Annotated in this window: 19 protein-coding genes and 1 pseudogene; 13 read left to right on the top strand and 7 right to left on the bottom strand. The window is 68.5% G+C overall.

Annotation, left to right across the window (positions count from 1 at the left end; genetic code table 11):
* Positions 1-105 precede the first annotated feature (105 nt).
* From mhpA to EAS64_RS04035, 7 genes are read left to right on the top strand one after another with little or no spacing between them, the layout of a single operon-like run.
* Positions 106-1,656 carry a bifunctional 3-(3-hydroxy-phenyl)propionate/3-hydroxycinnamic acid hydroxylase MhpA gene (gene mhpA, locus EAS64_RS04065; RefSeq protein ID WP_145851332.1) on the top strand — a complete coding sequence of 517 codons (1,551 nt, stop codon included), beginning with the start codon at positions 106-108 and terminating at the stop codon, positions 1,654-1,656.
* Positions 1,653-2,741, top strand: coding sequence for an alpha/beta hydrolase family protein (locus EAS64_RS04060; RefSeq protein WP_145851331.1), 1,089 nt, complete (start codon positions 1,653-1,655; stop codon positions 2,739-2,741). The genes mhpA and EAS64_RS04060 overlap by 4 nt, the downstream gene beginning before the upstream one ends.
* A gap of 19 nt (positions 2,742-2,760) precedes the next feature.
* Entirely contained in the window at positions 2,761-3,759 is a 999-nt protein-coding gene (locus tag EAS64_RS04055; RefSeq protein WP_145851330.1) for an ornithine cyclodeaminase family protein, read from the top strand.
* A gap of 12 nt (positions 3,760-3,771) precedes the next feature.
* Positions 3,772-4,791, top strand: a complete 1,020-nt coding sequence (locus EAS64_RS04050; RefSeq protein ID WP_145851329.1) for a dihydrodipicolinate synthase family protein — start codon at positions 3,772-3,774, stop codon at positions 4,789-4,791.
* A gap of 23 nt (positions 4,792-4,814) precedes the next feature.
* Positions 4,815-5,228, top strand: coding sequence for an AraC-like ligand-binding domain-containing protein (locus EAS64_RS04045; RefSeq protein WP_342782005.1), 414 nt, complete (start codon positions 4,815-4,817; stop codon positions 5,226-5,228).
* Positions 5,213-5,818 carry a helix-turn-helix domain-containing protein gene (locus EAS64_RS04040; protein WP_145851327.1) on the top strand — a complete coding sequence of 202 codons (606 nt, stop codon included), beginning with the start codon at positions 5,213-5,215 and terminating at the stop codon, positions 5,816-5,818. The genes EAS64_RS04045 and EAS64_RS04040 overlap by 16 nt, the downstream gene beginning before the upstream one ends.
* Positions 5,819-5,866: 48 nt before the next feature.
* Entirely contained in the window at positions 5,867-6,946 is a 1,080-nt protein-coding gene (locus tag EAS64_RS04035) for an LLM class flavin-dependent oxidoreductase (RefSeq protein WP_145851326.1), read from the top strand.
* 519 nt (positions 6,947-7,465) lie between these two features.
* Here the strand turns inward: EAS64_RS04035 and EAS64_RS04030 are convergent.
* Positions 7,466-8,278 carry an IclR family transcriptional regulator gene (locus tag EAS64_RS04030; RefSeq protein WP_145851325.1) on the bottom strand — a complete coding sequence of 271 codons (813 nt, stop codon included), beginning with the start codon at positions 8,276-8,278 and terminating at the stop codon, positions 7,466-7,468.
* Between the two features lie 184 nt (positions 8,279-8,462).
* On the opposite strand from EAS64_RS04030, the gene EAS64_RS04025 reads away from it, so the two are divergent.
* Positions 8,463-9,671: an FAD-dependent monooxygenase gene (locus EAS64_RS04025; protein ID WP_145851324.1), complete on the top strand. Its 1,209-nt coding sequence runs from the start codon at positions 8,463-8,465 to the stop codon at positions 9,669-9,671.
* A 63-nt stretch (positions 9,672-9,734) separates the two neighbouring features.
* Positions 9,735-11,156, top strand: coding sequence for an aminomethyltransferase family protein (locus EAS64_RS04020; RefSeq protein ID WP_145851323.1), 1,422 nt, complete (start codon positions 9,735-9,737; stop codon positions 11,154-11,156).
* 70 nt (positions 11,157-11,226) lie between these two features.
* Here the strand turns inward: EAS64_RS04020 and EAS64_RS47305 are convergent.
* The 3 genes and pseudogenes from EAS64_RS47305 to EAS64_RS04005 form a co-directional block, all read right to left on the bottom strand.
* Positions 11,227-11,796 (bottom strand): annotated as a pseudogene (locus EAS64_RS47305) (IS3 family transposase); the annotation flags it as partial.
* Positions 11,797-12,533: 737 nt separating this feature from the next.
* A complete protein-coding gene (locus EAS64_RS04010) occupies positions 12,534-13,142 on the bottom strand; it encodes a TetR/AcrR family transcriptional regulator (protein ID WP_145851322.1) in 609 nt (202 codons plus the stop codon).
* Between the two features lie 84 nt (positions 13,143-13,226).
* Complete coding sequence (locus EAS64_RS04005; protein ID WP_222848970.1) at positions 13,227-13,514, bottom strand: hypothetical protein; 288 nt, start codon at positions 13,512-13,514, stop codon at positions 13,227-13,229.
* A gap of 525 nt (positions 13,515-14,039) precedes the next feature.
* On the opposite strand from EAS64_RS04005, the gene EAS64_RS04000 reads away from it, so the two are divergent.
* Both EAS64_RS04000 and EAS64_RS03995 read left to right on the top strand, forming a co-directional pair.
* A complete protein-coding gene (locus EAS64_RS04000) occupies positions 14,040-14,933 on the top strand; it encodes an SDR family NAD(P)-dependent oxidoreductase (RefSeq protein WP_145851321.1) in 894 nt (297 codons plus the stop codon).
* A 212-nt stretch (positions 14,934-15,145) separates the two neighbouring features.
* Positions 15,146-15,550 (top strand): VOC family protein, encoded by a 405-nt coding sequence (locus tag EAS64_RS03995; protein ID WP_145851320.1) that lies wholly within the window; start codon positions 15,146-15,148, stop codon positions 15,548-15,550.
* A 518-nt stretch (positions 15,551-16,068) separates the two neighbouring features.
* On the opposite strand, the gene EAS64_RS03990 is transcribed toward EAS64_RS03995, so the two are convergent.
* Both EAS64_RS03990 and EAS64_RS03985 read right to left on the bottom strand, forming a co-directional pair.
* Complete coding sequence (locus EAS64_RS03990) at positions 16,069-16,311, bottom strand: TetR/AcrR family transcriptional regulator (protein ID WP_145851319.1); 243 nt, start codon at positions 16,309-16,311, stop codon at positions 16,069-16,071.
* Positions 16,308-16,619: a TetR/AcrR family transcriptional regulator gene (locus EAS64_RS03985; RefSeq protein WP_145851318.1), complete on the bottom strand. Its 312-nt coding sequence runs from the start codon at positions 16,617-16,619 to the stop codon at positions 16,308-16,310. Before EAS64_RS03985 ends, EAS64_RS03990 begins: the two co-directional genes overlap by 4 nt.
* Before the next feature lie 212 nt (positions 16,620-16,831).
* Here EAS64_RS03985 and EAS64_RS03980 point away from each other — a divergent pair, with 212 nt between their 5' ends.
* Positions 16,832-17,056 carry a hypothetical protein gene (locus tag EAS64_RS03980; protein WP_145851317.1) on the top strand — a complete coding sequence of 75 codons (225 nt, stop codon included), beginning with the start codon at positions 16,832-16,834 and terminating at the stop codon, positions 17,054-17,056.
* Positions 17,053-17,826 (top strand): DUF427 domain-containing protein, encoded by a 774-nt coding sequence (locus EAS64_RS03975; RefSeq protein ID WP_222848969.1) that lies wholly within the window; start codon positions 17,053-17,055, stop codon positions 17,824-17,826. The genes EAS64_RS03980 and EAS64_RS03975 overlap by 4 nt, the downstream gene beginning before the upstream one ends.
* On the opposite strand, the gene EAS64_RS47300 is transcribed toward EAS64_RS03975, so the two are convergent.
* Positions 17,754-17,957: a DUF2461 family protein gene (locus EAS64_RS47300; RefSeq protein WP_369333556.1), complete on the bottom strand. Its 204-nt coding sequence runs from the start codon at positions 17,955-17,957 to the stop codon at positions 17,754-17,756. The two genes, EAS64_RS03975 and EAS64_RS47300, sit on opposite strands and share 73 nt — an antisense overlap.
* Between the last annotated feature and the right edge of the window lie 28 nt (positions 17,958-17,985).

Here is a 17,985-nt window from a genome sequence, read left to right as displayed (position 1 = left end):
GTGAACTAAGCTTCACATTTTCTGCTGCCGGGTTGATACTGACCTGAGCTGACCGTCTCAGGTGCCGCCCGGTTCGCCGCGGCGGCTGTACGCGAGGGAGCGCCCGTGGAAGACCCGTATGACGTCGCGGTCGTCGGCTACGGCCCGACCGGGCTGGTGGCCGCGTCGATGCTCGGGCAGGCCGGGCACCGGGTGGTGGTCCTCGAACGGTGGGCCAGCCCGTACGGGCTGCCGCGGCTGACGCACATCGACGATGAGACCGCCCGGGCCGTCCAGGCCGCCGGCGATGCCGATGAGGCGCTTCGCGACTCCTGCCCCACCGAGTACCTGTGGGTCAACGGCGCAGATGAGACCCTGCTGAACATCCCCGCGGCTCCCGCCGGGACGCAGGGCTTCCCGACGCACATCTCGATCTACCAGCCGGACATCGAAGACTCCGTAGACCGCCGGGTGCGGACGCTGCCCAGCGTGACGGTGCGCCGGGGAAGCAACGTCGTGGGCCTTGACGCCGGCGTCGACGCGGTCAGCCTGACAACCGTGCCGTGGCGGCGCGAGGGCGAGCCTGCCGCACAGGTGCGCGCGCGGTACGTAATCGCCGCGGACGGCAGCAAGAGCACCGTCCGCACCCTCCTGGGCATCGGCCAGGAGGACCTGGGCTTCAACGAGCGCTGGCTCAACATCGACACCGAGTGGAAGCACCCGGCACCGGAAGCGTTCCGGACCGCGAAGCAGTACTGCGACCCGCGCCGCGGCCACATGTTCATGCTCATCGGAGAGAAACGGCAGCGCTTCGAACTCGCGCTGCTCGACGGGGAGACCGACGAGCAGTGGCTGCACCCCAAGGCCGCCTGGGACTGGCTGCGGGACACCCACGGCCTGGGCACGGAGGACGTCACGATCACCCGGCAGCTCGTGTACGCCTTCGAGGCACGCATCGCCACGAGCTGGCGGTCCGGGCGGGTGTTCCTCGCCGGCGACGCCGCGCACACCATGCCGCCCTACATGGGGCAGGGCGCGTGCAGCGGGATCCGCGACGCGATGAACCTGGCATGGAAGCTCGACCTGGTGCTCCGCGGTGCGGCCCAGGACACCCTGCTGGATACCTACGAGGCCGAGCGTCGCCCGCATGTCACCGCGGTCACCCACATGGCGATCGGCCTGGGCCAGGTCGCCAACATGCACGACCCGGTCGCGGCGGCCCTGCGTGACACCTCGTTCAAAGCCGGCAAGGCCCCGCCACCGCCCGCGATGCCGGTCCTTGAGGCCGGCGTCCTGCACCGCGATGTGGCCGGCGCGATCACGCCCCCCTCGGGAGACCTGGCCCCGCAGGGACACGTGATCGCGGGCAGCGTCAGCGGCAGGTTCGATGATGTAGCCGGCCACGGCTGGCGTCTGGTCTCCGCCGTCGACCTTGACGACGTCCTGACCGGCGCGCACCGCGGCACCCTCGCCGCCCTGGGCGGCCGGGTCATCGTGCTGGGCAGGGACGTCATCGACGATGGCGGAGTGCACTCGGCGTTCCTTGCCCGCCACGGGGCGGTGGCATACCTGGCGCGGCCCGACTTCACCGTCTACGGCGCGGCCGCCAGGGCAGGCGATGTGCCCGCGCTCGTCGCCGGGCTCGGCGCCTGGCTGGCGGCGCCGGTGAGGGCATGACCCTGCCCGCGGACGCGCCGGTCCTGGATCCCGCGGTCGCCGCCCGGCACCGGGCGATGCCGCTGACCCGGCTCACCGACTGCGGCATGAACGCCGCCGACGCCCGGGCACTGCACGCGCGCACCGCGGCCGGCGAGGACTGGGCCGACGCCGCCGCGGCGCTGGCCGGCGCCCGGCTGGCCAAGGCCCGCCGCGCGCTGGCCGCCGGGCACCGGCTGACCGCGGTCACCCAGGCTCGCTGGGCGGTCGGGGCCGCCTTGTTCGCTCATATGGCCGATAACCAGGACACCGAACGCAAGCGGGTGCTCTACCGGCGCTACACCGAGACGGTGAGCTTCGTGGCAGCCATCGACGGCATGCGGCGCATAACGGCCCGGTACGCCGGCGGGCTGCTCGCCGGGTGGCTGCGCCGGCCCGCCGGCCGGCCGCCCGCGGGCACCGTCATCGTGTGGGGCGGCCTCAGCGGCTGGGGCGCCGCCTACCTCCGCACGGCCGACGCACTCACCGCCCGCGGGCTGGCGTGCCTGCTCGCCGAGGGGCCGGGGCAGGGCGAGCCGCGGCTGGACCACGGGCTGTACATGGACGGGCGGACCGCCGACGGCTTTGCCCGCTTCGTCGACGCCGTCACCGGCGACGCCACGCTGCCGGGTCCGGTCGGCGTCATGGGCAACAGCTTCGGCGGGCTGTTCGCCGCGCTGCTGGCGGCCCAGGACTCACGGGTCGCGGCGTGCGTCGTCAACGGCGCCCCGCCGGCGCCGGCGGTACCGGAGTTCCGTACCGCGCGAGAGCAGATGGACGCCGCGTTCGGCACCAGGGACAGCGACACCCTCGCCGCGACTCTGCGCCAGTTGCACTTCGACCCGTCACGGCAGGCGATCGGCTGCCCGGTCCTCGTCTTGCACGGCGGAGCCGACCCGCTAGTCGACCGCGGGCAGGCTCAGGCCTTCGCCGGCGCCTCCGCCCGCGGCCGCCTTGAGTCGTGGCCCGACGGTGAGCACACCATCTACAACCACGCTGACGAGCGCGATGCCCTTGTCGGCGACTGGCTCGCCGAGGTGCTCAGCCTGGAAAGAGGGTGCCCATGAGGCCGAAACGGAACCGCCGATGACAGACAGCGCGCCGTTCTTCGTGTCGTCGTCGGCCGCGGCCAGTGTGTTTTCGTGGCGCGAGGCGATCCAGGCGGTCACGGCCGCCTACGCCGCACCGCCGTCGCCGGGGGCGACGCCGCCGCGCACGGTGGCGCACGACGAGGGCGCGTGGCTGCGCGTGCTGCCGGCGCTCCCCGCTGGTGGACGCTACTTCGGCGCCAAGCTGATGGCCATGGCTCCATCGGCGCCAGAGCCGGGTGCCGAGTACGTGATCGTCTTGTGGGATCGCCAGACCAGCCGCATCGCCGGGTTCGTGGACGGCCATGAGGTCACGGCGTTCCGGACCGCGGCGACCTCGGCGGCGGCACTGGACCGGCTGGCGCCGCCCGGGCCGGTGCGGCTCGCGGTGCTCGGCAGCGGGCTGGAGGCGACCATGCACGTGCGCTCGTTCGCGGCCGTACGGCCGATCGAGCACCTTGTCGTGTCGAGCCCGACGCGAGAGCGGCGCGAGGCGTTCGCCGCCGCTGCCGCGCGGGATCTGGGCTGCCGGGCGGAAGCCGTGGCGGATGCCGGCGACGCCGTCAAACAGGCATCGGTCGTGCTCGCCGCGGCGCGGTCGCGCGGAGAGCAGCCCATCTTGTACGGGAACTGGCTGGCTCAGGAAGCGACGGTCGTCTCGATCGGGTCAACTGTCCCCGCGCAGCGCGAGATCGACGTGAGCGTGGTCGAGGCGTGCGACCTGATCGTATGCGACGAGGTCGACGAAGTCGCCGAACGGACCGGCGACATGCTCGCCGCGGCCCGAGCCGGCATCGCTTTCCGTGACCGGACGTTCCCGCTGCATGAGCTGGTCAGCGGGGGCCTGGACGAGCGGCTGCCGCACGCACCGCGACGGCTGTTCAAGTCCGTCGGCAGCGGCCTGCAGGACGTCGTCGTCGCCGAGGTCATCGTGCGCGGGGCGCTGGAAGCGGGAGTTGCGATCCCCTTGCCAATCGAGTTCGACACCAAGCACTAGGAGGAGGGCGGCATGGCCGACTACGCGAAGCATGAGGGGCGTGCCTGGGCCAGGGAATACCTGACCGGGTGCTCGGCGGTGACGATTCCGACGTTCACCGCCGACCTCAAGCAGCTCAACGAGGACGCGATCCGGCACGACATCGAGCGGGCCGTCGAGCACGGGTTCAGCTACACGCTGCTAATGACCGAGACCGCGATCACGCCGGAGGAGGCCGGCCGGTTCACGGCGGTCGCCCGCGAGACGGCCGCGGGTCGGCTGCGCCTGTTCGCGCACGCCGCCTTCGGGACGCTCGACGACAACATCGAGGCGCTGCGGCTAGCCGAGCGCGAGGGCGCCGACCTAGTGCTGCTGGCCTACCCGCCGCAGTTCTGGCCAACCGCCCAGCAGGAGATCTACGACTGGACCCGCGCCGTCTGCGATTCGACCAGCCTCGGCGTGATGCTCTTCGCGCTGCCATCGTGGGGCTTCGAGCGCGTGCATCCCGCGGGCATGCCGGTCCCCTTCGTCCGGCACGTCCTTGACACGATCCCCAATATCGTCGCCATCAAGGCCGAGCAGGGGTTCCCGCTGGTGGCGGGCGTGTGCGAGATGTATCACCATTTCCGTGACGAGGTGGTAATCAGCTGCCCCATCGAGGCCGACGCGATCCCGCTGATGAGCGTGATGGACCTGCAGTTCTCCGGGACCAGCAACACGCAGTGGATGAGCGACTGGTATCCGCGCACCTTCGAGCTGGCCCGCACCGGGCATTGGGCTGAGGCGATGGACCGCTTCTGGCAGGTGCAGCCGGCCCGGCTGGCGGCCGGCGCCGCCGCGCAGGCATACATGGGCGGCACGGCGGTGCTGAACCGGACCATGTGGAAGTACCAGGACTGGCTGGCAGGCTACAACGGCGGCCCGCTGCGCGCCCCGGCGATGCGCGTCCCTGACCGCCTCATGAAATCGCTGCGCGCGGGCCTGCAAGCGGCCGGCCTCCCGGTCAGCGCCGACCCGGACAGCGAATTCATGACAGGACGCCACCCAGCCTGAAAGGCCGCGAGAGGCACAAGCCGGTGGGGCTATCGCGCGAAGCAACCCTCCGTTCTGGCTCATGTGCTTTTCATCCGAACGAAGGGTTGGTGACTGCCTACGCTGCTACAGCGACCCTCGCGTCCACCCGGGCGGCGGTCAGAGTGAACGGAGATCCCATGGAGGCGGTTCAGCAGGCACGCGCTCAGGTGTCGTACTACGACGTCAACTTCGCGCTCGAGGGCGCCAACGGTATCGAGACCCACGAGGAGCAGGTCGTGCTCTCCGCTCGGCGGGCAGGGGTCATCTCGCCGCAGATGATGCCGACCATGCACCTCAGCGACGGGTACGGCCAGCTGCATGTCCGGATCGAGCGCTCCGCACTTGAGCGGCATCTCGAGCGGGTGCAAGCGGGCCTGTCACAGGTCCGATCCGGTTTCGGATGGAGATGGACCTGACCGCCCCTGCCGTAGCCTCCTGGGCGGGGATGATCCGGCTCCTTATCGGCGACCTTGACGAGCCCTCGGGTCTCACCGCGGCCGGCGCGGAGATCAGCCCATGGTCGGACTTCCTGATGACCGGGCTCCTGCTGGCGCAGCCGCACAACTACTCCGAGCGGCTCGCACGCCGACGATCGGACGCCACACGTCCGCCATCCGTGAGGAGGGTGCTCGATCTCGTGGAACGCGAGCCTGCCGGGGATCTGTCGCTGGCGCGACTCGCCGCCGTCGCAGGCCAGGGGCCGCGGGCACTGCAGCGGAACTTCCGGGAGTACGTAGGCGTCTCGCCGCGGGAGTATGTCAAGTGGATTCGGCTTGGCCGGGCCCACAACGACCTGGTCGTTGGCGCGGGCGGCACGGTCGCGGAGATCGCGTTCCGCTGGGGTTTCACTCACGTGCCGCGCTTCGCCGGCGCGTACCAGGAGCGTTACGGGGTGGCACCCTCGATGACGCTGCGCGCGGCACGGCCCGGTCCCGCACGGAATTTAGGTCGCATTGTGGATCGGCAGGTCGCTCAGCGGATCGGCAAAGCGCCCTTGCTGTTCTAGCGTGTTCCGTGCGAGGGGACGGACACCTCGTATCGGAGGTCGGACCCCATGGGCGCGCTCAGCGACGAGACCGGCACACTCAAGTTCGTCCATACCTACGGCGTCGGCTTGCACTCGGGTGATAGCGACCCAGACGTCCACCAGCCGCGCTGGCAGCAGCGCCAGGTGAACGACTTCGTGGAGTTCGCGGTTCTTGCGGAGGAACTGGGCTTCGACGGGGTCACGGTCACCGAGCACCACGCCCCGCTGATGACGTGCCCGTCTCCGCACCTGCTGCTGGCCGCCGCCGCAGTGAAGACAAGCCGGATCCGGCTGGGCACCGCGGTGACCGTCCTGCCGCTATACAGTCCGCTCAGGGTGGCGGAGGAGGCCGGGACGCTCGACCTGCTCAGCGGCGGCCGGTTCGAACTGGGCCTGGGCCGCGGGATCCCGGGGGAGGCCCAGGTCGCCATGGGCCGGAACGTGAGCGACGACGACCTGCGGCGGGCCTGGCTGGAGGCCCTCGAGGTGGTGAACCTTGCGCTGACCGAGCGGGACTTCACCTTCGACGGGGAGTTCTACCCGGTCGAACGCCCCACCACGATCGCGACGCGCCCGCTGCAGGACCGGCTGCCCGTGTGGCTGGGCGGGGCGAGCCAGGCCACGATGCGGCTCGCCGCCGAGCGCGGCTGGAACGTGATGCGCAACTTCGGCAGCAACGCCGAGCATCGGGACGCGCTAGAGGACTACGTCAAGGTCGCTGCCAAGAGCGGGTACGTCCGCTCGGGTGCGAACATGATGCTCGAGCGCTTCGTGGCGATCGGCGAGACCGAAGACCAGGCGGAGCAAAACCTTGGCAGGCTGGCCCGTGCTTTCGGACAGTTCCTCTCGCTGTACAGCGCCGGCGGCCGGCGGGCCGTCCCGGAGACTGACGGCGAGTTCCACGTCGACAGCGGTGCCGCCACGAAGAACCGGCCAGCCATCGCCGTCTCCGGCACCCCCGGCCAGATCGCAGGCGCCCTCCAGCAGGCCATCGACGAGACCGGCGCACGTCGGCTGCTAGTCGAGACCTTCTCCCGTGACGAGGCGCGCCTGTTCGCCCGCGAGGTGATCCCGGTGCTGAAAGAACGGAATGCGACCACGGCCTGATGCCGGCCGGAGGGGATGGCCGGACTCACAGGTCCCGGCAAGTGTCGACAGTGGGACGGGAGCCTGCCGGGCCATAGTGCAGGAACCACGATTGTGCTTCGCGAGGAAGGAGGCGGCGATGGCGCCGCGAGTATCCAGTGACCTGCTCCTGGTAGGGAGCCTCCCGGCCGGATCGACTGAGGACGCCTTCCGGGCGTCAGCCGAATTGTTCGGTGATCTGGTCTTCGCCCTGCCCGACGGGGAGAATGTTGAGACACGCAGCGGATCTGGCGGCGGTTCCGCCTGTGTCTGGTAATTGGGGAGCCGGGCCTGGACCTTGCCGCGGGGTGGGCGAGGCGGTGGACGGTCTCGTTGCGGGCGGGCGGGCCGGAGGTGGCTTGCCCCGCCCGTGACCTGGGCTCGTTCCCGCAGAGAGGGCACGGCGTCGCCGGGTCGCCGCAGTCTATTACGGTCGCTCGAAGCGGCCACGGCTCCAACTGCTCGTCACGATATTGCGTAGTCGGTTCGCGATCATCGTCCTCAAGGCAGAATCACCTGGCTTCGGCAGGCCGTGCCCGGAGGCCGGACTCCGACTTCCGGCTTCCACCCAAGCCGCCTGGATATGCCGAGTCCAGAGGCCACGACGCTCGGGATCGCCGTCTGCAGCGCCACAGAGCCTGACCGGACAACCACCGACAAGGCGCCAAGCACGTGCCCGTCGGCGTCCATGATCCGGGTCGCGACCGAGTCGGCCAGCAAAGTCAGCTCCTCGCGCACCATCGCTGTGCCAGTTCGTCGGCAGTCGCCGAGCTCGCGGCGAAGCCGGGCCGGGTCAGCGATGGTATGGGCCGTGAACTGGGTGAGGCCGCAGCTAGCTACGGCGTCGAACAGTGCGTTGTCACCGTGGGCAAGCAGTATCTTGCCCACGGCCGAGCTGTGCAGCGGCAGCCGCCCGCCCACCGAGGAGACCAGTCCGACAGCACCGGGTGTGGAGAGCCGCTCGACGACGACCGCCTCGTGGCCGTCGAGCACCGCGAGCTGAACGTGCTGGTGAAGGGCCGTATAGAGGTCTTCCATGAATGGCAGGGCGACCGTGCGCAGCGGCTCAGTGAGCGGGGCGAGAGTGCCGAGCTGCCACAGCCGCGTGCCCACGGTGAGGGTCCCGTCAGGGGCCATGTCCAGTGCCCCTGCCGCCACCAACTCCAGAGCAAGCCTGCGCACGGTGGCTTGCGGCATTCCCGTCTGCCTGCCCAGGTCGGCGAGGGTAAGCCGGGAGTGCCCCGGCCCGAAGGCGAACAGAACCGCCAGAAGCCGCGAGCTGACACTCCGTCCCGGTTCACTGGTCCGCGGCATGGCTGCTCACATGTTCCGTCCCCGGTGGCACGGTGCCGCCCTCGGAACCCTGATCTCGTTCATTGAATGAATGTATGCCTTCCCTGCCTCGACGTTTACCCACATCATGGTGGTTGTCGGCAGCTGATGGCCCGGCAGGCCCGCTGCCTCTTCCCTGAAATCGCCGCAAGGAGTTCGCTCCGCCATGGTTTCCTCCTCCCCGGGTGCAGCACCCCGTCTGGCAATCGTGGGCGGCGGCATCGGTGGTCTCGCCGTGGCTGCCTTCCTGCACCTGGCGGGCTTGCCGGCCGTTGTCTACGAACAGGCGTCAGCGCTGAAGGAGGTGGGCGCCGGACTGGTGCTCGCACCCAACGTCGTGCGACTGCTAAGGCGCCTTGGCGTCATGGGCAAACTGGCCAGCCATGCCGTGCCGCTTGACGTGGGCTGGGAGTTCCGCCGGTGGGAGGACGGGCGGGTACTGTCGTCAGAGGATCTCGCGAGCTCGTGCGAGCGGCTCTACGGGGAGCGCACCTATACCGCTCACCGAGCCGACCTGCACAGCGCGATCGCCTCCGCCGTCCCGGCGGGGACGGTCCAGCTGGGCAGGCGTTGCACCGGTATCTCGGTCCGTGGCGATTCCGTCATGCTGTGGTTCGCCGACGGAACCTCGGTAGAAGCAGACGTAGTCATCGGAGCCGACGGCGTGCACTCGGTAGTGCGCGGCGCGGTGACCGTTCCCTCGCCGGCAACGTACTCCGGAATCTGCGCGTTCCGCGCCATCGTGCCAGTCGGCCGGGCTCCGGAATTCGCCCGCCGCCGCGCCCAGACGCTGTGGATCGGGCCTGGTCATCATCTCGTGCACTACCCGGTTTCCGGCGAGGCCGCGGTCAACCTGGTGGCGTTCGCCCCCGCTGGCGACTACACGACTGAGTCGTGGAGCGCCACCGCGACCGTGGAGGAGTTCCTCGCCGAGTTCGCGGGCTGGGATGAGCGACTGCGGGACCTTATCCGGCAGGCGGGCACGCCGGGGCGGTGGGCACTGCTCGACCGCGCCCCTCTCGCGCGCTGGAGCCACGGCCCGGTTACCCTGCTGGGCGACGCCGCCCACCCGATGTTTCCCTTCTTCGCCCAGGGCGCCGCCCAGGCGGTGGAAGACGCGGCGGTCCTGGCCCGCTGTCTTGCGGAGGACACGCAGGCGCCGCCTCAGGCGCTGCAGCGGTATGAGTCCCTTCGCATAGCGCGTACCACTCGACTGCAGCAGGTCAGCCACGCCCGCGCCCACGTAAACCACCTGCCGGACGGACCGGAACAGGAGGCCAGGGACCAGTCGCTGGCAGCCGCCGACCCGCTCACCGCAGGCGAGTGGATCTACGCCTACGACCCGGGAGCCGCGGACGCGGGCGCCGCGGACTGACACAGCTCATCGCCAGTGTGCCGCCGCTGACCGGCCGGCAATCTGACAGAAAGGAATTTCCCTATGGGTGCTGACGGCAGTTTCACGTCACTCCAAGACCTGATCGACGCTACTCCCGACCTCGCGTCCTACCTGTACAACGACACACCCGGCCCGCACAACCGCGCCCGGGCAGGCCTGTCGCCGGTGCCGGCCGAGTTCTCCAACTGGCGCGACGAGCAGCGTGCCTGGCGCGAAAGCGCCATCCTGTTCGACCAGTCACACCACATGCCCGAGCTCTACGTGAAAGGGCCCGACGCGTTCCGCCTGCTGAACCGCATCGGGGTCAACAGCCTCGCGAATCTCAACCCGGGCATCGCCAAGCAGTTCATCGGCTGCAACGCCCGGGGCCAGCTGATCGGTGACTGCATTCTCTACGACCTCGGCGACCAGACCTACGAACTCGTCAGCAGCATGCCGCTGCTGAACTGGGTCGAATACCAGGCGCAGGCGAGCGGCGCGAACGTGACGATCGAGCGGGACAACAACACCTCTGACAACCCCACCGGGCGGCGTCGCAACTTCCGGTTCCAGCTCGACGGCCCGTCGGCGAGCGAGATCTTCGACGAGGTGGCCGAGGGCGGCACCCCGGTGATCAAGTTCTTTCACACGGCGCGGGTGACCATCGCCGGCACCGGGGTACTCGTGCTCCGGCACGGGATGGCGGGGCACGCGGGCGTGGAGATCTCCGGGCCCTACGAGCAGGGCGAGACGGTTCGCGCCGCGATTCTCCAGGCAGGCGCGAAGTACGGGCTGCGCCAGGGCGGGACCAGGGCCTACTTCAGCACCCTGTACGAGCAGGCCTGGCTGGCCTACCCGCTGCCGGCCATCTACACCGGCGAGGACCTGCGCGAATACCGGGAATGGCTGCCCGCCGACGGCTGGGAGGGGAAGTTCTCGCTCGCCGGGAGTTTCGTATCGCCGGACATCGAGGACTACTACACCACGCCCTACGACGCCGGGTACGGCCACATCGTCAAGTTCGACCACGACTTCATCGGCCGGACGGCGCTCGAGGAACTGGCCCAGAACCCGCCGCGCAAGAAGGTGACGCTCGTCTGGTACAACGAGGACGTGCGGCGCATCACCGGCTCACTGCTCGAACCCGGAGTGCCGTACAAGTACCTTGACCTGCCCGTCGCCGACTACGGCAACATGCAGCACCGCGACGAGGTCCGCAGCTTGGACGGACAGCTCATCGGGCTGTCCGCCTACACCGGCTACACCGTCAACGAGCGGAAGATCCTGTCGATCGCCGTGCTCGATGCCGCGCACGCCACCCCAGGCGAGGAAGTAACCATCCTGTGGGGCGAACCCGACGGCGGCTCCCGCAAGCCGCGCGTCGAACTCCACCAGCAGACCCTCGTCCGGGCAACAGTGGCCCCCGCCCCGTACGCGTCCGCCGTCCAGCAGATGATGCGAGCGCCCGTTGGGCCCAGCGCCTGACCGCGCCCGGCGCCTGCCGCATGCCCTGGTGCGGGCGGTGACCGTTATAGTGCTGGACATACTCGGCCAGCACCTTCCGCAGGTGCTGCTCGCTGAGGATGAGCACGTGGTCCAGGCACTCGCGGCGCAGCGTCCCTACGAACCGTTCCGCGAAGGAGTTCGCCCGCGGCGACCGGACGGGCGTCTTGATCACCCGCATGCCGTTGCCGGCGAAGACGTGGTCGAATGCCGTGGTGAACTTGCTGTCCCGGTCGCGGATCAGGAATCGGAACTGCCCGGCCCGCTCGCCGAGGTCCATCAGGAGGTTGCGGGCCTGCTGGACGGTCCAGGCCCCGGCCGGATGGGCGGTGACGCCCAGGACGTGCACCGTACGGGTCTCGATCTCCATCGCGAACAGCACGTACACGCGCCGGAGCAGCACGGTGTCGACGTGCAGGAAGTCGCAGGCCAGGATGCCCGAGGCCTGGCCAGCCAGGAACTGCCGCCATGTCGGTGACGTCCGCCGCGGCGCTGGGCCGAGGCCGGCGGCTGCCAGGATCCGGCGGATCGTTCCCTCCCCCACTCGGTGGCCCAGGCCGAGCAGTTCACCCTGGATGCGCCGGTAGCCCCAGCGGGGGTTCTGCCGCGCCAGCTGCTCCACGAGAGCGCGTACCTCGGGTGGGACCGGCGGTCACCCGGCTTGCCCGGGTAGGTGCACTTCTTCCTGACAAGGCGACGGTGCCAGGCCAGCAAGGTTCCCGGCGTCACGATCCGGTGCAGCCGCAGGTGCCCGGGCAGCAGCCTTGCCAGGCCGGCGAGCACGGCACGGTCAGCCCAGTTCGGCTTCGGGTGCCCTGCCAGCCGCCGCAAAACGGCGACCTCATGCCGTAGCACCAGGATCTCCGTTTCCTTCGCGGCGTCGCTCCGCGCCAGTCGTACCAGCCAGCCGAACACCCGGACCATGAACAGATAGATAAGGCGAATAGGCACGAGCGCCGAGCTTAGAGCAGCAGGTCAGGCCTGAGACGGAGTTCCGGCACGGCACAGGGTCGGTGCGCATCGGGCGTTTGCACGGACGGCCGCGGACTGGGCGCGCCAAGGCGTGTTCTGGTTCGACGAGCGCCGTTTAGTCGGGTTTGTGGGCGCTTCGGCGATCGTGTTGATGGCGTGGCGCTCATCGGCCACCGTTTGCCCGTGCCCGTTGGAAACGCGGGCTTGATGACATCCGCCGCACCCGGCCGTCTTGGCACCGTCCCGCGCCGCATGGGGGCCACGTTGCCCCGTCACCGGGGCAGCCGCAACCCGCACGGCGTCCGGCGGCATCGGCCTGCCGCCACGTTCGCGCTGACTTCACCAGCCCATGTACCCGTCAAGATGAGCTGGCGGATGGCCTTGGGCTCATCCGCCGATGGTAAGGGCGAGGAGGGTATCGACCGCAGTTTCGAACGGGCGGGTGCTCCGTTGTACCTGGGCGAGGAGAAGCCCTCCCTGGAGCGTGGCGAGCAGGGTGACGGCGAGGTCATCCGGGTCGAGGCTGGGCGGGAGCTGCCCGCGGGCCTGAAGGGACCTGAGCCCTTCGCTGATTTCCGCTGTCCACCGTTGGAACCCGGCGGCGATCAGGGACCGGGCCTCCGGGTCGCTCTCGGCGAGCTGGCCGCCGAGCGAGCCGAGGGGGCAGCCGCCCTTTGCCTGGACGCGCTCCGCCGCATAGATCACCATGTCCCGCCAGGCTTGGACCCCTTGCACGCTGCCGAGATCCGCGTGCCGCTGGTTACTGACGGTGGCGTCGGCCTGGTAGTCGACGACCGCCTGCACGAGATCATTCTTGTCGGGAAAGTAGTGGTAAAGCTGCGAGCCGCTTACTTCCGCCGCCGCCTTGACGTCGTCCAGGGTGGTGCCCGCGACCCCGCGCTCGTGGATCAGGACGGCGGCCTCCTGCACTATCCGCGCCCGGGTGCGCTCGCCCTTGGGGGTGAGCCTCGGCCGGCCACTCATCTTGTTGACCATTCAGCCATTCTAGCAACATTTTGAGTTTGGCAACTCAGCGGGTCAACCAGCGTCCCGTGCAGGTCAAAGGCCAGTACCTCGCGGTCAGTCACTGGCGGCAGCCATCAGGAGGCCGGCGAAATCCTCGGCGCACGCCCCGCATGCCGCGAAGTGGGCGGCGACGCCGGGGTAGCGCTCCGCCGGGTCCTGTCCGGCAGCGGCGAGGTCGACGTAAATGTGCAGGACGGCCATCGCCTCGTCGCAGCCGACGTCATCGAGCGTGGTGCCCGCTGCGCCTAGCTCGCAGATCAGCCGGGCCGCGTCGATGATGCGGACCCGGGTCCGCTCCCCCTTCGGGATCAGCCGGGACCGGGCGTGCACGTCATTCGTCATGCCAGCAGGGTAACTCTTTTTCTGAGTTTGATGACCCAGTCGCTGTCCGTCATAGTGAGTCGCGTAATCCATTTATCGACCCGACGAGAGAGGCACGCGATGGTTCTCGTAACGACGGCAGGGGAGGTCGGCGCCGAAGCCGCGCTCCCGCTCAGTCGGCAGGACGGCACCTCACGTGTCACGGCGGGCATCGACCTCTCCGATATCCGGGGGCTTGACCGGGTTCCCGAGCTGCCGCTCAGGTCTGAGCACGCACTCGGCGAAGAAACCCGGGAGCACCGGCGTACACAAACCCGGCAAGAGCAGTCCAGCCTGGCTGGACCTGCAGAAGATGAGAGGGAATCACGATGAGTACACTCCCCGCCTCCTGGCAACCGAGTCAGGGACCTTACCTCCGACGCCAATCTGCGGCTCGCCAGGTCAACTCCATGCAACCCGCCGGCCTATGAGTTTGACAGCCCACTTCGAGGCTGACAGAGTGGGCTACACGACTCACTCTTACTGCACATCTTTCGAGGAGAGACCATGAGCAGGTTCGATGCTCAATTCGCCGGTCGGCTGGACGGACAGACCGTGCTAGTCACCGGCGCCAAGGGCGGTATCGGCCATGAGACAGCCCAAGGCATTGGGAACTGTGGGGCGACTGTGCTGGTGCACGCCCGCGGTGCCGACCACGCCCGACGCGCTATCGACCTGCTGGTCACCAACGGCAACGGCAAAGGCCAGTACCTGGCCGTAGCCGGAGACCTCGGATCTCTAGCCGGTGTTCGGGAACTGGTCGACGCTGTGCACGAGGCCGCGCCGAAGGGACTCAACGGACTGGTAAACAACGCGGGCGCCGCGTTCTCCAGCAAGGCACTGTCACCCGACGGGTACGAGCGGACCATCGCCATCAATCACGTCGCGCTGGCGGCACTGACCGACGGGCTGCTCGACCTGCTCCGCAAGGGCGCTGATGATTTCGCCGCGCCCTCGCGGGTGGTCAACATGACCGCCCTGATCGAGTCGCGGGGCAAGCCGGTCACCGACTGGAGCTACCCGGGCAAGTACAAGCAGATCCAGGCCTACGCCGATGCCAAACTGCTGGCCCTGATGTACACCTACGCCCAAGCTCGCCGCCATGAGGGCGAGGGCCTGACGTTCAACGCCGTCAGCCCGGGCGCGGTCAAAACCACTCTCGGCAGCAAGGCCGGCGGGCCGTTCAAGATCATCGAGGCGCTGACCAATCCGTTCGTCGGGCCTCCGGAGAAGGGGTCACGCGGCTGCGTGCGGCTGATGGCCGATCCCGAGCTCGCGGCCGCGACCGGGGGCTACTACAGCTCCGCGAAGCTGAAGAAGTCCTCGAAGAAGTCCCAAGACGCCGAAGGCCAGGACCGCATCTACGCCCAGACCGAACGGGAACTGCGCGCCCACCCCTGAGCCGGCGGTCACCTACCGATGAGACCCGCCGACAAAGAGCTCACACAAGCGGCGCGGGCACTACGTGATCCTCGCGCCTGGGGTCGGTGGGGCGTTCCTGGGCCCGTCGCCAAGCGCGCCGACGCCATCGCCGGAGCTGCCGCTCACACCCAGGGCCCAGTCCGTGACGGGGCGGCACTCGCCCCGCCCACATCACCTATAGGAGTTGCGTCGTGGCAGACTTTCCCGCCCCAGCCGAGGGCATCGTGCTCACCCATTTCCTCGTCTCCGACGATGTCGACCGCTCGCGGGCCTTCTACACCGAGGTGCTCGGCGGCGAGGCGCTGATGGATGGCGAGCCGACGATCGTGGCGCTGGCCAACAGCTGGATCATCATCAACACCGGCGGCGGCCCCACGGACGACAAACCCTCGATCACGCTCGAGGCCCCGCACGATCTGGACCGGGTCAGCGCGTTCCTGAATATCCGTGTCGCCGACATCGCCGCCGTATACGCCGACTGGTCGGCCAAGGGCGCGCAGTTCCTCACCGAACCGATCGATCGTGGCCCGGAGATCCGCTGCTACCTGCGTGACCCCGACGGTCACCTCATCGAGGTCGGGCAGAGCCGACGCTGAGTGCCATCCCCGCCATCACTCCTAACACTTGGAGTTAGATATGCAGGACAAGTGATTGCCGTCACTAGAGCCAACTGGGGGTTGGCACAGACGGTCACACCTGACCTGACACCGGATAGTGCGGCGGACCCAAGCCCCTGTCGCGGACATGGGATGGTCAGACCTGAAGCATGATCTCCAACGCTTCCTCGAGTGGACGGACGTCTCCGTGAATTGCGCTGAGACCGAATCCGCCATGCAACACGGTCGACGCGGCGAGGCCAAACATGGATACGTCTGGTAGTCGCAGAACCGGTTCGTTGGAATGGACCCTCTCGAAGCTCTGCGAGAGCGCGAGTCCCCAGCGCACGTACATCGTCCGGATGATGTCCTGATGTTCGTTTGACTCTGAAGCGAGTTCGCCCCACAGGCTTGCCGGCAGGTAGCCGGTCTCGCACGATCTGGATTGGAACGCTTGGATGACGAACTCGCGCCAGCCAACAATGTCGCCGGTCGAGACAAGGGCTTGGAGCGCGGCTTCATGGGCTGCCAGGACTGGGCCGCATTGGTAGGTAAGGCACGGCCGAGATGAGTGCGTTCTTGTCGGCGAAATAGTGGTAGATCTGGGATCTGCTCACGCGCGCCTCGGCATTGACTTGGTCAAGGCTGGTGGCTGCACCGTTCGTCATCATCAGCCGGGAGGCGGTCGTGATGATCCTGGTTCGCGTGAGCTCGCCCCTCGCCGTGATCGATGGCTGGGTCCGCTGATGTTCGGTGCTCACCCGTGGAGTCCGCGAGTGGGTAGCTCTCGGGCGCTCGGCGCGCAAGTCACATTGCCGAGCGCCTTCCGATGGTGCTTGACGATGGTGTCGGCTTGGTAGTCGATGACCGCCTGCACGAAGTCGTTCTTGTCGGGGAAGTAGTGGTACATCTGAGAGCCGCTGACTTCCGCCGCCGCCTTGACGTCGTCCAGGGTGGTGCCCGCGACCCCGCGTTCATGGATCAGGGCGGCGGCCTCCTCCACTATTCGTGCCCGGGTGCGTGCTCCCTTGGGGGTGAGCTTCGGCCGGTCACTCGTCTTGTTGACCATCCACTCATACTAGCGATATTTTGAGTTTGACAGCCCAGTCTGATTCGGCATAATGAGTTCCGAAACCCATTCTTTTTAAGATCAGAGGGAATCACGATGAGCACACTCCCAGGAAAGACCGTGCTGGTCACGGGCGGGCTCGCCGCTAACGGATATCTGACCAGCGTGGGCCCCTCAGGGGATTCCAACGATGTGGATGCGGCGAGGCGATCATGAGCGACTCGCCCGGGCTGGATCGGTTCCTGGCCGCCGATCCCCGCGATGTCGACTGCGAGCAGGCACTGGAGATCCTGGACGTTTACGTCGAGATGGTCCTCGAGGACGCCCCCGGCTTGGCGGCCCGCCGCTTCCCTGGCGTCGCCGTGCATTTGGCGGCCTGCGGACCGTGCGACGAAGACTTTCAGGGTCTGCTCGCCGCGGCCGGAGCCACCCCGTGACCGGCGGCTATCCGCCGGCGCTGCCGCCGGTGAACCACACCGCGCCGGTCCCTCGCCGGATCAGGGCGACGCTGGCCGGGCAGACCGTTCTCGACACGATGTCGGCGCTGTATGTATGGGAGTGGTCGCACTACCCGCAGTACTACATCCCGCTAGCCGACATCGACCCCGCGGTGCTGGTCGATGAGCAGCACGAGCAGAAGCTCAGCCGCGGCACCGCCCGCCGCTACAGCCTGCAGGTCGGGGACGTGACCCGGCCCGCGGCGCTGCGGGTCTACGGCGACGACGCCGTAGTCGAGGGACTGGCCGGACGGGCGCGGTTCGAGTGGGATTCCCTGGACGCTTGGTTCGAGGAGGACGAGCAGGTCTTCGTCCACGCCCGCGACCCCTACACGCGCGTCGACGCGCTGCGGTCCACCCGCAGCGTCCGTGTCGAGCTCGAAGGCGTCGTGCTGGCCGAATCGAGCTCGCCGGTGATGGTGTTCGAGACCGGGCTGCCGACCCGCTACTACCTCAACCGCACTGAAGTCGACTTCACCCACCTCGCCCCGACCAACACGTTGACCGCCTGTCCCTATAAGGGCACCACCAGCGGCTACTGGACCGCGCACCTCGGTGACACGAGCTACTCCGACATCGCCTGGACCTACGACTTCCCGATCCGCCAACTGCTGCCGATCGCCGGGCTGATCGCGTTCTACAACGAGAAAGTCGACACCTTCCTCGACGGTCGCCTCCTTGACCGGCCTGTCGACCTGCCGTCCCGATAGCTGGCACCGATGATGGATCCGATGTGCGTCTTGTACGGGGACTTGTCGGTACTGAAGCGGACGTCCCGATTGGGACGGAATACCTTGCCGTCTCCGAACGCGGGGGTCAATTCGGCAGGGATCGCCTTCATCGGAGAGAGCACGACCGTCTCGTAGACG

The organism is Trebonia kvetii, from assembly GCF_007827045.1.
Lineage (GTDB): Bacteria > Actinomycetota > Actinomycetes > Streptosporangiales > Streptosporangiaceae > Trebonia > Trebonia kvetii.
The sequence above is the reverse complement of the archived record's forward strand: the minus strand, read 5'-3'. Positions and strand labels throughout refer to the sequence as shown.

What these genes read in the sequence shown, in the direction of transcription:
- EAS64_RS04060 (WP_145851331.1), top strand. Translation starts at nt 1,653, where the DNA reads ATGACCCTGCCCGCGGACGCGCCGGTCCTGGATCCCGCGGTCGCCGCC.
- EAS64_RS04055 (WP_145851330.1), top strand. Translation starts at nt 2,761, where the DNA reads ATGACAGACAGCGCGCCGTTCTTCGTGTCGTCGTCGGCCGCGGCCAGT.
- EAS64_RS04050 (WP_145851329.1), top strand. Translation starts at nt 3,772, where the DNA reads ATGGCCGACTACGCGAAGCATGAGGGGCGTGCCTGGGCCAGGGAATAC.
- EAS64_RS04040 (WP_145851327.1), top strand. Translation starts at nt 5,213, where the DNA reads ATGGAGATGGACCTGACCGCCCCTGCCGTAGCCTCCTGGGCGGGGATG.
- EAS64_RS04035 (WP_145851326.1), top strand. Translation starts at nt 5,867, where the DNA reads ATGGGCGCGCTCAGCGACGAGACCGGCACACTCAAGTTCGTCCATACC.
- EAS64_RS04030 (WP_145851325.1), bottom strand. Translation starts at nt 8,278, where the DNA reads ATGCCGCGGACCAGTGAACCGGGACGGAGTGTCAGCTCGCGGCTTCTG.
- EAS64_RS04025 (WP_145851324.1), top strand. Translation starts at nt 8,463, where the DNA reads ATGGTTTCCTCCTCCCCGGGTGCAGCACCCCGTCTGGCAATCGTGGGC.
- EAS64_RS04020 (WP_145851323.1), top strand. Translation starts at nt 9,735, where the DNA reads ATGGGTGCTGACGGCAGTTTCACGTCACTCCAAGACCTGATCGACGCT.
- EAS64_RS04010 (WP_145851322.1), bottom strand. Translation starts at nt 13,142, where the DNA reads ATGGTCAACAAGATGAGTGGCCGGCCGAGGCTCACCCCCAAGGGCGAG.
- EAS64_RS04005 (WP_222848970.1), bottom strand. Translation starts at nt 13,514, where the DNA reads ATGACGAATGACGTGCACGCCCGGTCCCGGCTGATCCCGAAGGGGGAG.
- EAS64_RS04000 (WP_145851321.1), top strand. Translation starts at nt 14,040, where the DNA reads ATGAGCAGGTTCGATGCTCAATTCGCCGGTCGGCTGGACGGACAGACC.
- EAS64_RS03985 (WP_145851318.1), bottom strand. Translation starts at nt 16,619, where the DNA reads ATGGTCAACAAGACGAGTGACCGGCCGAAGCTCACCCCCAAGGGAGCA.
- EAS64_RS03980 (WP_145851317.1), top strand. Translation starts at nt 16,832, where the DNA reads ATGAGCGACTCGCCCGGGCTGGATCGGTTCCTGGCCGCCGATCCCCGC.
- EAS64_RS47300 (WP_369333556.1), bottom strand. Translation starts at nt 17,957, where the DNA reads ATGAAGGCGATCCCTGCCGAATTGACCCCCGCGTTCGGAGACGGCAAG.